This is a genomic window from Micromonospora tarensis (assembly GCF_016803395.1).
Taxonomy (GTDB): domain Bacteria; phylum Actinomycetota; class Actinomycetes; order Mycobacteriales; family Micromonosporaceae; genus Micromonospora; species Micromonospora tarensis.
In genome coordinates this window covers 32,362-46,189 of record NZ_JAEVHL010000018.1, presented here as the reverse complement: position 1 = coordinate 46,189, position 13,828 = coordinate 32,362, and the positions used below count along the sequence as shown (strand labels likewise).

General features: G+C 69.6%; 12 protein-coding genes and 2 pseudogenes. 8 read left to right on the top strand and 6 right to left on the bottom strand.

Translation table 11 applies throughout. The features are described from left to right. Positions 1-287: 287 nt before the first annotated feature. From JM949_RS06830 to JM949_RS06820, 4 genes are all read right to left on the bottom strand, one after another. The gene (locus tag JM949_RS06830; protein ID WP_238432702.1) at positions 288-1,373 is read right to left on the bottom strand and encodes an FUSC family protein; all 1,086 of its coding nucleotides are present in this window, start codon (positions 1,371-1,373) and stop codon (positions 288-290) included. A 232-nt stretch (positions 1,374-1,605) separates the two neighbouring features. Next, positions 1,606-2,301 carry a peptide chain release factor 3 gene (locus tag JM949_RS36600; protein WP_309232037.1) on the bottom strand — a complete coding sequence of 232 codons (696 nt, stop codon included), beginning with the start codon at positions 2,299-2,301 and terminating at the stop codon, positions 1,606-1,608. After that, positions 2,277-3,200 carry a GTP-binding protein gene (locus tag JM949_RS36595; protein WP_309232036.1) on the bottom strand — a complete coding sequence of 308 codons (924 nt, stop codon included), beginning with the start codon at positions 3,198-3,200 and terminating at the stop codon, positions 2,277-2,279. Before JM949_RS36595 ends, JM949_RS36600 begins: the two co-directional genes overlap by 25 nt. Positions 3,201-3,290: 90 nt before the next feature. Next, positions 3,291-3,725, bottom strand: a complete 435-nt coding sequence (locus JM949_RS06820) for a MerR family transcriptional regulator (RefSeq protein ID WP_238432701.1) — start codon at positions 3,723-3,725, stop codon at positions 3,291-3,293. A 410-nt stretch (positions 3,726-4,135) separates the two neighbouring features. On the opposite strand from JM949_RS06820, the gene JM949_RS06815 reads away from it, so the two are divergent. The 4 genes from JM949_RS06815 to JM949_RS06800 all read left to right on the top strand — a co-directional run bounded on the left by JM949_RS06815 (position 4,136) and on the right by JM949_RS06800 (position 9,123). Beyond that, entirely contained in the window at positions 4,136-6,355 is a 2,220-nt protein-coding gene (locus JM949_RS06815) for a HelD family protein (RefSeq protein ID WP_203147582.1), read from the top strand. Positions 6,356-6,758: 403 nt separating this feature from the next. Continuing rightward, positions 6,759-8,051, top strand: a complete 1,293-nt coding sequence (locus tag JM949_RS06810) for an MFS transporter (protein WP_203147581.1) — start codon at positions 6,759-6,761, stop codon at positions 8,049-8,051. An 83-nt stretch (positions 8,052-8,134) separates the two neighbouring features. Beyond that, a complete protein-coding gene (locus tag JM949_RS36590) occupies positions 8,135-8,344 on the top strand; it encodes a DUF2795 domain-containing protein (RefSeq protein WP_203118185.1) in 210 nt (69 codons plus the stop codon). A 278-nt stretch (positions 8,345-8,622) separates the two neighbouring features. Beyond that, positions 8,623-9,123, top strand: a complete 501-nt coding sequence (locus tag JM949_RS06800; RefSeq protein WP_203147580.1) for a hypothetical protein — start codon at positions 8,623-8,625, stop codon at positions 9,121-9,123. Positions 9,124-9,452: 329 nt separating this feature from the next. Here the strand turns inward: JM949_RS06800 and JM949_RS06795 are convergent, their stop codons facing one another. Further along, complete coding sequence (locus tag JM949_RS06795; RefSeq protein ID WP_203147579.1) at positions 9,453-9,830, bottom strand: VOC family protein; 378 nt, start codon at positions 9,828-9,830, stop codon at positions 9,453-9,455. Between the two features lie 474 nt (positions 9,831-10,304). Between JM949_RS06795 and JM949_RS06785 the strand changes: the two are divergent. The 3 genes and pseudogenes from JM949_RS06785 (at position 10,305) to JM949_RS06775 (ending at position 12,476) form a co-directional block, all read left to right on the top strand. Continuing rightward, positions 10,305-11,275, top strand: a pseudogene (locus JM949_RS06785) (ADP-ribosylglycohydrolase family protein). A gap of 113 nt (positions 11,276-11,388) precedes the next feature. Beyond that, positions 11,389-11,577: pseudogene (locus JM949_RS06780) on the top strand (hypothetical protein); the annotation flags it as partial. Beyond that, positions 11,574-12,476, top strand: a complete 903-nt coding sequence (locus JM949_RS06775) for an ADP-ribosylglycohydrolase family protein (protein ID WP_203147577.1) — start codon at positions 11,574-11,576, stop codon at positions 12,474-12,476. The pseudogene JM949_RS06780 and the gene JM949_RS06775, both read left to right, overlap by 4 nt. Positions 12,477-12,543: 67 nt before the next feature. On the opposite strand, the gene JM949_RS06770 is transcribed toward JM949_RS06775, so the two are convergent. Next, positions 12,544-12,732, bottom strand: coding sequence for a hypothetical protein (locus tag JM949_RS06770; RefSeq protein WP_203118162.1), 189 nt, complete (start codon positions 12,730-12,732; stop codon positions 12,544-12,546). Between the two features lie 121 nt (positions 12,733-12,853). On the opposite strand from JM949_RS06770, the gene JM949_RS06765 reads away from it, so the two are divergent. After that, positions 12,854-13,714 carry a hypothetical protein gene (locus tag JM949_RS06765; protein WP_203147576.1) on the top strand — a complete coding sequence of 287 codons (861 nt, stop codon included), beginning with the start codon at positions 12,854-12,856 and terminating at the stop codon, positions 13,712-13,714. Positions 13,715-13,828 lie beyond the last annotated feature (114 nt).

The window sequence follows — 13,828 nt, the reverse complement described above, 5'->3', positions numbered from 1 at the left end:
CGGGGTGGAAGTCATACAGCCGACGCTACGGAGTGAGTGCTCACTCCGTCAACCGGATTGCGCTGCCGCAACCGGGAAAGCGTCACATCATCGGCTCCATCGGCGCAGCTGTCCCCAAGCGTCAACGACGTCATCACCGCCGTCCGGGACGCCCAGGAAGCACAAAGCACACGACCTCCTCCGCCGGCTCGCGACCCGCCCCGATCCCGCTACGCCGCCGCGCAACCGTTGTGATCCTCGCCAACGGAAGAGCGGGCGTCCGGAGTTTCGATCGGCCCGGGCCGACACTATTGGCGGTCACCGTTATCCTGGCGGTTCGCCTGCTCAGCGCTACGCGCGGCCTGCCGGACCCGCCGATTCGCCTCGTCCACTGGGCAGCCGGTCGCACGGAGCAGGTCGCTGGCTGCCAAGCGAGCCTGCGTGGCCACAGTGACCCCAAAGTTCTGCAATCCCGCACCGGTGGCCCAGCCGGCTTCCTCGGCCGCCCGCAGTGCGAGGCGGCGAGTCTGTTCGTGGGGTTTGTCGGTTCGCGTCTCCCGCTGCAGCTGCTGCACGGCTTGCGCCAGTGCCTCGATGGCGTCGGGAAGATGCTGGGGTAGTCGCTCTTGATACTTGATCATTGTCGCTGCCTGTCGGGCGAGGATCCGACTGCTATGGATGAAGCGGACTAGATGTTCGACGCCCCGGTCGTACCGTTCGAGATGCTGCCGCCACTGCCACCGGGCCGGCGCGACCGTCACCACCTCCTCGGCCCCGCTGAGCGCTTCGCGTAGCCGCTCCACGTCCGGCCCCATCGCGCGTAGCCCTTCCATCGCGTGTACCGACTGGTCGGAATCCCTGGCGCGCATCGCCGACTCGATCTCGCGAAGGTAGGTGGTGAGCGCGTCGAAGATCGGTCCGGACGCCCGATGAAGGACACGCATAGGATGTAGTGGCAGCAGTAACGCCACCACGGTCAGGCCGGCCAGGCTGCCGACAATCGCATCGACGACGCGGGGTACCTCCAGATTCTGTTGGCTGGAGGAGAGGGTGGCGATCAGCACCGCCGTGCCGCCCACCTGGCTGACCACGGTGCCGCCCCGGCCCACGAGGCCGAGGGCGATGCCGATGGCCAGGGCGACGATCACGCCCGTCTGCCACGCCCCGGTGCCGATGAGAAGGACCAAACCATCGCCGATGGCGACGCCAAGCCCCACCCCGACCAGCAGTTCCACCGTGCGGCGCGTGCGCTGGCCAATCGCCGCAGCAATCGTGCCCACCGCCGCAGTAGGCGCGAAGACGGGGTTCGGGTTGCCCAGCAGGTCGTGCGCCAGCCACCAGGCGAGCGCTGCCGCGAGCCCCGCCTGGAGCGCGATCAGCCCGATGATCTCCATCTGGCGCCGCCGCAGCCGAGCTGCCTGGCTCCCTCGCTGTCGGGTACCGGCAGCCAGGTCCCGAATGCGGCCAGCCAAGGCGACGAGCGGCGCCTAGTTGCCGGATCGGGATCGGGAGGTGACCACGGCGAGAGGTACCCGCAACGCCACTTTCCAAGCGTGTCGCTCAGCGCCGCCACCGAATGGCCATTGATTTTGCTGGCAATAGGATCCCCGTCCGTGGTTCTGCTGGTCAGGCGCTGACGAGCAGGGGGTCCAAGGTCAGGCCCGGGATGCTGTCGCCGATGGCGCGCAGCCGCCAGCCGTTGGTGAACAGAGCCAGCAGTGCGCCGTCGCGGACTCGGGTGAACACCTCCGCGCCGGCGACCCCGCGCAGTCGCTCTTCGCTGGCCCGGTCGGTGCGGCGCGCCAGCTCGTAGGGGAGGTGTTCCAGCCCGGCGGTGACACCGAACTCGGCGTCCAGGCGGGCCATGGCGACCTCGAACTGCATCGGGCCTACGGCGGCGAGGACGGGGGCCTGTTCGCCTCGGCGGTCGTTGCGCAGCACCTGGACCACACCTTCGGCGTCGAGCTGCTCGACGCCTCGCTTGAACCGCTTGTAGGTGGAGGTGTCGGCAGCGCGGAGCACGGCGAAGTGTTCCGGGACGAACGAGGGCAGCGGTGGGAATGCCACGGCCGGGCCGTCGTAGAGGGTGTCGCCGATGCCGAGGGCGGTGGCGTTGACCAGGCCGACGACGTCTCCGGGGTACGCCTCGTCGATGGTCTCCCGGTCGGCGCCGAACATCTGCTGTGCGTACTTGGTGGCGAAGGGCCGACCGGTGCCGGCGTGGATGGCGGTCATCCCTCGGGTGAACCGGCCGGAGCAGACCCGGACGAAGGCAACCTGATCGCGGTGCGCCTTGTTCATGTTCGCCTGGATCTTGAACACGAAGCCGGCGAACGGCGCGTCGACCGAACGAGGTTGACCGTCCGCGTCCGGGCGCGCCTGCGGTGCGGGGGCGTGGCTGGCGAGCACGTCGAGCAGTTGTCGTACTCCGAAGTTGGCCACTGCCGCGCCGAACAGCACGGGTGTGGTGACGGCGGCGGTGAAGGCCGCCTGGTCGTGGTCGCGCCGGTGAGGGCGAGCAGCTCAAGCTCCTCGACCGCCCGGCGCCAGTCCTCGCCGTAGCGCTGCGCCGCCTGACGCGGGTCGAACTGCTCCTCGACCGCCGCGGTAGCGCCGCCGGGGGTGCGGTGGAAGGCGGTCATCTCGCCGGTGCGCCGGTCGATCACACCGTGGAACTCACCGGCGATGCCGACCGGCCAGGTTATCGGGGTGGGACGAAGCTTGATCCGCTGTTCGATCTCGTCCAGTAGTGCCAGCGGCTCCTGGCCGGGGCGGTCCCACTTGTTGATGAAGGTGATCACCGGGATTTGCCGGGCCCGGCAGACCTCGAACAGCTTGAGGGTCTGCGGTTCCAGGCCTTTGGCGGCGTCGAGGAGCATGACGGCGCAGTCCACGGCGGTGAGGACGCGGTAGGTGTCCTCGGAGAAGTCGGCGTGGCCAGGGGTGTCGAGCAGGTTGATGATCAGGTCGCGGTAGGCGAACTGCAGGACCGCGGAGGTGATCGAGATGCCGCGTTGCTGCTCCATGGCCATCCAGTCGGAGACCACTCCCCTGCGGCCGGCTTTGCCATGCACGGCACCGGCTTCGCCGATCACCTGGGCATGCAGGGCGAGCGCCTCGGTGATGGTGGATTTCCCGGCGTCGGGATGGGAGATCACCGCAAAGGTGCGCCGCCGGGCCGCTTCGGCGGCCACTGCTGTCGTCGTTGTCGCCGTCGGCACCTGCGCCCACCCCCTCTGTCGCTGACTCCAGCACAACAATACCTTCACGTGAGGGTTGCCCGACTGGGCGGGGGTGACGGGGTTCGGAGGTCAGCCGCTGGCCGTGGCGCGAGAGGCGGTCGGTGACTGAAGACCGTCCATGTGGCCGGTAAGGGTGGCGGCGAACTCCTCGGCGGTGGCGAGCTGCGCCCGTAGCGCCGCGCACCGCTCGTGGACGGCCTCGCGGTAGCCGGCGAGGGTGTCGAGCAGCCGTTGACGTTCCGCCTTGGCCAGTCGGGCGCCGCCGGAGAGCTGATCGACGATGGCCAGCAGGTCACGCATCTGCTCCAGGCTGAATTCCAACGGCTTCATTCGCTTGACCACCTGCAGCCGGTCCACATCGGCGTCGGTGTAGAGGCGGAAGCCGCCCTGACTGCGGGCGGAGGGGACAATGAGGCCCACCTCTTCGTAGTAGCGGATCGTGCGCAGGCTCAGCCCGGTCCGCTCGGCCACTTCGCCGATCTGCATCAGTGCGCCGTCACCCATGGCTTCCGTCCCGCCTCCCGATCGTGCTCGCAACCCGGTGAGCGCCCACCGGTCGACTGCCGTCCAGGCTAGCCGGCACCACTGTCACCGCCGGCACGACTGCGACGCGCCGGGCACCGGCCGGTCGCCAAACTGAACCACAACCCTACCCGCACGGAAGAGTTTGCGCGGGGTAGTGGTTCCAGCGGTCACGGAGGACGCCGCCGGAGCGAGCACGTCAGCAGCCACCTCCCGCAGTGGGTGTTCGCCTTCGACGAGTCCGACCCCTGGCGATCCGCACGCAAGCCGGATCCGAGATGGGCACCCCTGCGGGACTCGGTGCCGGCCGGCATCTGTACTCGCACGTTAGGGTAGAGGTGGAGATGGCGTCCGACCGTCCCATACGTGCAGGAATCGAACCGGAGACAGCTGTGACAGATGTGCAGACTCGAGACGAACAGCTGGAGCGTCAGCATCTGGCCGAGACGGTGCGTCTGCTGACGGCGGCGCTGGAGCGTCTGACCACCACCATCGACAGCTCCGCCAGCGCCATCCAGGCGCACAAGGAGCACATGTGGACGCACTGGCGCGACATGGACGGCATCGAGAAGGCGAACGTCCGCGTCGAGGTGAACACCTCGGTCACCTTGGCCGAGCACGCGGTCACGGTGCGGAAACGCATCCAGCGGCTGTTGACGTCCCCCTACTTCGGGCGCGTTGACTTTCACGCGAGCGGCGACACGGGGGCCAGGGCCCACTACATCGGTGTGCACAATTTCTCCGACCCGCAGACCCAGGAGATCATGGTGCACGACTGGCGTGCCCCCGTCTCCAGCCTCTACTACGACTTCGAGTCGGGCGAGGCGTTCTTCCAGGCCCCCCAGGGGATCGCCCACGGCGAGATCACCGGCAAGCGCCAGTACAAGATCCAGGACGGGCGCCTGGAATACATGTTCGAGAGCGCGCTGAACATCGGTGACGACGTCCTGCAGCGGGAGCTGAGCCAGTCGGCCGACGACAAGATGAAGAACATCGTGGCGACGATCCAGCGGGAACAGAACGCGGTGATTCGCAACGAGACAGCGCAGGTGCTGATCCTGCAAGGTGTGGCGGGCTCGGGGAAAACGTCGATCGCCCTGCACCGGGTGGCCTTCCTGCTCTACCGCTTCAAGGACACCCTCTCCTCCGACAACATCATGATCCTCTCCCCGAACAAGGTCTTCGGCGACTACATCGCCAACGTGCTGCCCGAGTTAGGTGAAGAGCAGATCGCCGAGATCGACTTCACCACCATCGCCGGCAGGTTCCTCGCCAAGATCACCGACTACGAGACGTTCAGCGAACAGGTGGTCAACCTGCTCGACCGAGTCGACGACGCGGCAGCCGAGCGCATGCGCTACAAGGCGACGCCGGAGTTCGTCACCCTGCTCGACGCATGGATCAGCGCGCGGGCGGACGAGGAATTCACCCCCGCCGAGATCGTCCAAAAGAACAATCGGCTCTCCGCCGGGTGGGTCGCGGCGACCTTCGGGCAGTCACCGACACTTCCGATCTTCACCCGGCTGGACCTGCTGGCCGACACCGCCGTCCACCTGCTCAAGCAGCAGGCTTCGGACAGAGGCCGCACGTGGACGGCCGCCGACACCACCGCCGTGCGCCGGCAGGTCCGCGCCATGTTCCCCCACAAGGACGCGCTTGCCGTGTACAAGGCCTTCTACTCGCACCCGGCCCGCCGCGGCCTGTTCAAGCCGCTGGGTCGGAAGAAGGTCGAGTACGCCGACGTCTTCCCGCTGATCTACACCATGATCAGGACATCTCGCCAGGAGAGCTACGGACGCATCCGCCACCTGCTGATCGACGAGATGCAGGACTACACGCCCATCCAGTACGCCGTGGTGCGGGAGCTGTTCTCCTGCAGGATGACGATCCTGGGAGATGCCAACCAGTCGGTCAACCCGTTCAGCTCCTCGTCACCGTCGACCATCCGCAGCATCTTCCCCGAGGCCGACTGCCTGGAGTTGCGCAAGAGCTACCGTTCCACGACCGAAATCACGGATTTCGCCCAGCACATCTCCCGCAACGACAAGATCGTCCCGGTCGAGCGCCACGGACGTCCACCGCAGGTCATCGCGTGCACAGACCAGAAGGGTCAACAGGCCCAGATCCTGGCCCTCATCGAGCAGCACAGAAACAGCGAACACCAGTCTCTCGGCATCATCTGCAAGACCATCGCCCAGGCGACGACGCTCTACCAGGCCCTGGCGGAGGCCGGCGTCGAGCTGACGCTCCTCGACTACGACAGCGCAGAGTTCGCCAGCGGCATCGTCATCACCTCGGCGCACCTCTCCAAGGGACTGGAATTCGACACGGTGATCGTCCCGCAGGTCGACGACACGAACTACGCCAACGAAATGGACAGGTGCATGCTTTACATCGCCTGCACCAGGGCCATGCACGAACTCCACCTGACCCACGACGGCCGTCTCACGCTTCCTGACGTTCGCCGGCCAACCCCGGGGCGATCTCGGAGTTGGCCACTGCGAAGCCGGGGAGATCCGCGATCACGCGACGGTCGCGCGGGTCGGCTGACCCGACGGCGACGTCAGCAGCAGGCGGCGTCGATACTGCCCCCTGCAAGCACCACCACCTGATATGGATACTCGTACGTTAGGGTAGGGTTTCGGAGCGCCGCTCGTCAGGCCGGCGCCGCGACGCCTCGGGGCGACGGGTTTTCGTCCTACCCTCCCGCCTCCCCGGGGCGAAGCCGCCCGCCCGAGCGACGCGGGGCCACCGGGGGCACGCCGGCAGCACTTGACCCGGTTAAGGAGCACCCCCGGACCGGGAGGATCATCGTCACCGGTGAGCGTCGCGGGACTGCGTGGACGTGCGGAGAGGCCCGCGGCCCGCCGCCGGGAACCGGGCGAACCGGCTCCCGGCTCCGGCATGTCCATCCTGCCGCCCATGGCGGCAGACAGCCCGATTCCGACCCGCACCGCGGGTGGCCTACACCGGCCCACCACCCGGCGAGGCCCCGCGTCAACAGCTCTGAGGCCCATGACTACCACCCTGCCCTCGACCAGCGCACCGACGCCTACTGGCGGCTTCCACGGCTGGCGGATCGTTGGCTTCGCCGCTGTCGCGCTGGCGATGACCGCGCCCGGCCAGACCGTGGCGGTGTCGGCGTTCGTCGACCCGCTCATCGCCGACCTGGGAATCAGCCGCTCAGCGATCTCCACCGCGTACCTCATCGGCACCCTGACCGGCGCGGCGGCGCTGCCGGCGGTCGGGCGACTGGTCGACCGCTATGGGGTGCGCCGGTGCATGTTGGTCATCGGCGTGGTCTTCGGCGCCGTGCTGGTGGCGCTGTCTGTGGTGTCGGGGATCGTCGGTCTCACCGCCGGGTTCGTGGGTATCCGGATGGCCGGGCAGGGCGCCCTCGGGCTGGCCGCGACCACCGTCACCGCGCACTGGTTCCGGCGGCGGCGAGGTATCGCGCTGGGCGTCGTCTCCGCGGTCGGCGCGGCCGGGATCTCCCTGGCCCCGCTGCTGCTGGAGCGGTTGATCGCCGTTCATGGCTGGCGCACCGCCTGGCTAGTGGAAGGACTGGCCGTGTGGGCGGTCGTCATTCCGGTCGCGGTGTTCGGCATCCGCAACCGCCCCGAGGACGTCGGCCAGCGGGTTGACGGCGGCGATGGAGACGCCCGCTTCGACGGCGGCGCCCTGGCCGACCTCAGTCACCGCGCCGCGCTGCGCACACCGTACTTCTGGGTGCTGTCCGCCAGTGTCGCCACGTCCGGAATGCTCACCACGGCCGTGGCCTTCCACCAGATCAGCCTGCTCACCGAACGTGGGCTCACCGCTGCTGCGGCGGCGGCGAACTTCTTGCCGCAGACCATCGCGGGGATCGCGGCGACGCTGCTGGTCGGCGCGCTGATCGACCGCACCAGCCCTCGGGTGGTGCTGCCGGCCGCCATGGTCGGACTGACCGTCGCGCTCGCCTGGGCCACCCGGGCCGGGCCGGGATGGTCGGCGCTGGGATTCGGTGTGGCGCTCGGCGCGGCCTCCAGCGCCATCCGTACCGTCGAGGCGGCCCTGACGCCACGGCTGTTCGGGCTCGGGCACCTGGGCGCCATCCGCGGGACGGTCACCGCGGTCAACGTCGGTTCCACCGCCTTCGGCCCCGTCCTGTTCGCCGTCGGCCATGACATCACCGGCAGCTACACCCAGGCCCTGCTCATCGGCTCGACCCTCCCCCTGGCCGTCGGTGTCGCAGCGATCCTCGCTCCCCTGCCCGGCTCCGAGCGGCGGTCGCGTCGCCGACGACCGCGTGACACCTTCCCGACCTAGGGGCCGCGGTTCGTAAATACTCTTACGTTAGAGTAGGGATAGTGCCGCGGTCCGCGTGGCACGACAGAACGCAGGAGGAACCGGTGCACGACGTGACCCGCATCGAACTTCTCGACCACGTCCGAACAGCCTTCGACGATGGTCCCGCCAGCCGCAACGCGTTGCTGGCCGCGGCTGCGGCCAGCAACGCGCGGCCCGAGGTCATCGCCCTGCTGAACCGCCTGCCCGAGCGCGACTTCCGCCAGGTACGCGACCTGTGGGAGGAGATGGCGGACGTACCGGTCGGCGCCTGAGACGGGCGACATCCACCACGCCGCCGGAAGTGGGCGTGGCCACAGGCCGGTTAGGCAGAACGGGGTGATCCATGCACGGCCCACGGTTGACGAGCCTTGGTGATACGGCGGGTTCTCTGGCAGGCAGCCGCGGTCGCGCCGCCCTGCTCGCCGCCGCCGCTGCGGAGGCCACCTCTGCCCGCCTGCAGGAGCGAGGCGCACCAACCGCCGCGGAGATCACCGCGGCGCTGCGCAGGCACGACGGCAGCGCCCCACCCGGACCGCACACCGCCTCGGCGATGACTCTCGCCCGCCGCCTGTCCGGCTCGGCCGGCACGGTCGACGTGGACGCACTGACGGCCGGCCTGCAGACGGTGGGCCCGGTCGCCCGCACTGCCGTCCACGTGGCCGAGGGCACCATCGCGGATGGCTCGGTCGGGCCGGCGGCCTGGATCTGGCCGGTGGGACTGCTCACCGCCCTGCCGCTGGAAGAGGTGGCGGCCCTGGCCGGTGAGATCGCCGTACGGTGCACGACCGTTGCGCTCAGTCAGGACACGGCCGTCGCCCACGCCGTCGCCACCGCGCTGGCGGCGCGCCGCATGGACACTGAGCCGGACGTGTTCGTCGACGCCGTCGCCGCCCACACCGTCACGCCGCCGCTGCGGGAGGCCATGCGGGTGACGAAGATGCTGTTGCGCGCGCGATCCGGTGGCGACGGTCCGCACGAGCCTGGCCCAAGCGGGTGCCGTCAGCGAGGTGGCGGTGATGGCCGCCGCCCTGGTCGGCGCACACACCGGTGAGCGGGCCCTGCCTGCGGCCTGGCGGTCGCCGGCCGCCCGGGGCCTGCTCTCGCGGTGGCCGACTCCAGCCTGACCACTGCCACGCCGAGCGAGCGCACTTGGCGGAGGCGACCGCAGTGCCTTCGAAGCGAATCCTCGTGGCCGTAGACGGCACGGTGGTCGACCTGCGAGCTGGACGCGCCGAGATCACCAGCACGATCGTCCCGTTGACCGAACTACTAGCCGTCCCCGTGGTAGCGGATCGTGCGGATGCTCAGCCCCATGCGTTCGGCGGCTCGCCAATCTGCATGCGCCTCAGCCCAACGGCTCATGCGCGGCTGCTGGCTCGGTCACTGCGGCCGAGATCGGTGTGGCACGTCGTTATAGCGAGCAGTCAGCACTTCAAGCATGTGCTTGTCCGGGCCCAAAAAATACAGTCGTCGGCCGGTCCCGTCACGATTGACCTCACCGACCTCGGAAGGCCGCTTACCGGGCGGGTCGGCTGTGTACGGCGTACCGTCGCTGTCGAATCGGGACTTGATGCGGTCGAACAGTTCGTCGCTTACCAGGAAGGCGTAGTGCTGGGGCTGCACCTCGACCGGCGGGGCCGCGAAGTTGATGACAACCGAATCATCGAGTTGCACCGACTGGAAGAAGCCGTTCTCCCAGGGTTCGCGCAGGTCGAGCAGGCCCATGAAGTAGCGGGCGGCAACGTCGCGATCAGACACTGGGATGATCATATGATGCAGTGACGCCGGCATAGTCGTTCCTTGATGTTGTGTCACCTCCATCACCACAACGTCGTTGCGGCCAGACGCGATGACACTTCGCGACGAGGATAAACCGGATGCACCCGGCACCTCAAGCATGCCGCCGACGCGCAGTCCTCCCGCACGCCGATGCGATCCGCGCGCTTGGCTAGCGCAGCGAAGCCGACGAGGTCGGCCCGCTCACCGCCGACGCCCCACCCCAGGCGGTGCGGGACGGCAACGCCGACGTCCACGAGCTTGAACAGCGGATGCGCCGGGTCGTGGGCGACGGATCGACCGGACCCACCGGCGGCGACCGCTGGTCCCGTCTGTCGTGGTGACGGTATAAGCACGTGGTCCGGGCGGCGATCCGCAGCTCCCGGGGCCATTGAATACTCTACCCTCGCGTTAGGGTAAAGTCCGTCGGGAGTGATCGCGGGAGACGGTGAACCGATGCTGAGGACAGAATTGGGCTGGTCACACCGGGTACGCGGGGCCATGGTGCTGGCGGCCTGCGGCGACGCCCTGGGCGCACCCTTCGAGGGCCGTGAACCGGCGGATCCGGCCGAGATCGACGACTGGATGCACCGCTCGACCCAGCTGATGCGATTCACCGACGACACCGCCTGCACTCTCGTCCTGGCCGACCATCTGGCCCGACGCCGGGGCATCGTGAACGAGGACGAGCTTGCCGACGAACTCGCCCGCGAGTGGACGCGCGAACCCGGCCGCGGCTACGGCCAGGGTGCCGCCCAACTGTTCGCCGAGATCGCCCGCGGCGCCGCGTGGCGGCAGGCGGCCGCGGACATGTTCGACGGACATGGCTCGCTCGGAATGGTGCGGCGATGCGCGTCGCCCCGGTCGGCCTGTTACCCGGTCTGGCCCTCGGCGCCGTGGCCGGACGCGCGCGCCGGACCGCGATGGTCAGCCACCAGCACCCCCAGGCGTTGGACGGGGCGGCGGCACAGGCGGTCGCGACCGCCCTGGCCGCACTGTCGATCCAGGACACCCCGCTGGACGCCGACCGGATGGTCGCGGCGATCTGTCAGCACGTGCACACCGCCGAGTTCCGCGGCGCGCTGCGGAAACTGCCCGCACTCGTCGCCCGGGCCCCCAGCGGTGCCGACGTGGCCGGCGAGGTCGGCAACGGTGTTGCGGCGGTCCAGGCTGTGCCCGCCGCGCTGGCCGCGTTCCTGCGCCATCCTGATGACGTCCCTGCGGCGATCGGCTTCGCTATTGGTATGGGCGGCGACACTGACACCATCGCCTCGATGACCGGCGCGCTGTGTGGCGCCCGCCGGGCGGAGAAGGACCTCCCCGTCATGTGGGGCCTTCGACTGGAGGGTGCGTCGCGCGTTTGGACAGCGGCCAGTGCGCTGGCCCGGCTCGGCAGGCCGGGAGCCGGGCCGCTGCCGCCCGGATGACCCGGCGCAAGGTTTACCCCCGACCGCCCCCGGCGCCGCAAACAGGCAGGTCCCGCGCCGCGGCGGCTCACCACACCGGGCAGTCCAGCCAGGCAGCATCGCGCGCGGGCTTCCTCATTGAGTGGGCCAATTTCCGCAACGCCGACCCGGTCACCCTCGGCGAGCTGGTCGGCGGCCGCAAGGTCGTCGACGGGCGCACCTGCCGCGACCCGGCACTGTGGGCCCAGGCGGGCTGGGGGCACCGGGGCAAGGGTCGCCCGGAGCCGGCACCCCGACACTTCTTGGAGAGCGACAACCGATGACTGACCTGTCCAGCAATCCGACCGCTGCCTGGCAGAGGTGGCGACACCGCGTCGGCGGCTGCCTACTCATGATCGCGTGCGCCGAAGGTTTGCACCGCGGGATGACCGCCTCCGTCTCGGTGGAGGACACCGACCGGGTCATGCCGTCACCCACTCGGGAGCTTGAGTACGGTCCGGTCACCGGGCACACGCTCAGCCTCGCGGTGCATCTCATCCGCCGTTCGACCTACCCGGTGACGCGCCCCCTCCTGACCGGCCGGCGCCCGTCGCACCGGATCGATGCGCTGCACCTGGACGACCTTGACGTCACCGGCTTCACGACGCCGGGCGCCGCGGCGGCGTGGATCAGTCCACTGGGCCTCTTGCCGCGCCTTCCGCTGTCCGAGGTGGCCGAGGCCGCCCGCCGCACCGCTGCCCGATGCGGCGCCGACCATACCGCTCAGGACATCGCCGCCGCGCAGGCCGTTGCCGTGGCCGTGGCGGCTCTGCAGGAACCCGGCCGGCCGCCGCACGTCGACCACCTCATCGCGACGATCGCCGCGCACACCGACACCGTGCCGCTGCGCAGAGCGCTACAGACGGTACGGGCGCTGGTCGGTCGGCCCCTCAATTCAGAGGATAACGTTGCCGAGATGGCCGGCGAGCCAGCTGTCACGGCCTTCGCGGTAGCTCTGCGCCTGTACCTGACCTGCTACCGAGAGCCTCACCCGGCGCTGCGTCGAGCGATGCTCGCACCCGCGTCGGACGCGACCGTCATGACGGCAGCGTTGCTCGGGGCGCACGGCGGAGACGACCTGGTGCCAACCGAATGGGGCGCGCGCCTGCGTTCCTCGCTGCGCGTGTGGAGCGTTGCCGGCGAGCTCGCCGAACTGGTGACCCACGCCGCACCGCAACGATGACCCCCAGCCGCCGAGGTGCACCGGCATGCCGGTGTCGGGCCCAGTGCCGCCCGGCCGCGTGCAACGGCTAGACGTGTTCGATGCGCTCGACCCGCTGCACGTCCTCCCACCGCAGCGCGGACACTTCGCGCCAGTGGGTGGTGCAGGCGGTCCCGGTGCGGCGCTCGAAGGTCATGATCCGTCGATCGTGACGGCACCGGTCGGCGGCGACCGTCAGCAGGGTGCCGTCGGTCAGCCACACGAAGAACTGCGTCATGACACCTCCCTGGCCTGCGGACCGTTGTCCGCCCGACACGCCGAATCTACTCTGACGTTAGCGTTATCGAAAGAGCGACCCTCCATCGCTCCACCCTTACGTTAGGGTAGAGTTTCGAGGGATGGTATTCATCGACCAACCCTTGGCGCGGCTACGCGATCGCAGCCGTGGCTGCCTGGTCGCGGCCCTTCACCGCCCCGGGCAAACACCCGCCGCGCGCCTGCCCACCACGTGGCCCACCGGGCCGCTCGACCAGCCCGCCGCACGGGTCGTCGCGCACGCACGACACCTCGTAGCCCACGCCGACGCCTGCCCAGAACCGCCGGGCTACATCGAGGACCTGATGGCCGCGATGACCGTCACCTGGGGCCGCACCGACGGCCAGGCGACACGGCATCCGGTCGATGACGGCGTCCACCTGCTGTGCGCCGTCCCCGCCGGGCTGCTACCGGTACCGCTGAACGACCTCGGCCGGCGCGCCCGTTTGGTCAGCGCGGTGCTGCGAGGGGACCCGCCCGCGCAGCAGGCCAGCGTGGCCGTGGCCTACGCGGTGGCGCTGGCGTACCGCGCCCAGAACACTCAGAACATCGACCGTCTCGACTTCTGCTACCGCCTCGCCCAGCTGGGCGGCGACGGCGTCCTCGCCGACCGCCTGGCGCGGGTTGCCGCCCTTGGCCAGCACAGCGCCGCGGAGGCCACCGTCCACCTCTCGCCCGACACCAGCGACCGTTGCCGCATCAGCGTCGCCACGGCCGCATTCCTGCGCCACCCGGCACGGCCCGCCGCGGCGGCCGCCTTCGCCGCCGCCGTCGCCGACCCGGCCAGCGCGCGCATCGCCGCAGCCTTGGCCGGCGCCTACAGCGGAACCACCGCGCTCCCCCACGGTTGGCTGCGCGACACCACCCGCACCTCGATCGTCAGCGACGCCGCCGACGAGTTGGCCGCGCTCGCGTCCCGGCGGCAGTCGCTGCGCACGGGGTGACCCAGCCCTGGGCTGACTGCCCGTGTTGAACCGGCGTCACCCCAAGCACGCCATGAGGAGCGCGTTGGACATCCAGGAGCTGAGCGAGTGCTGGTATCGCGGCGCGGTCGGCCT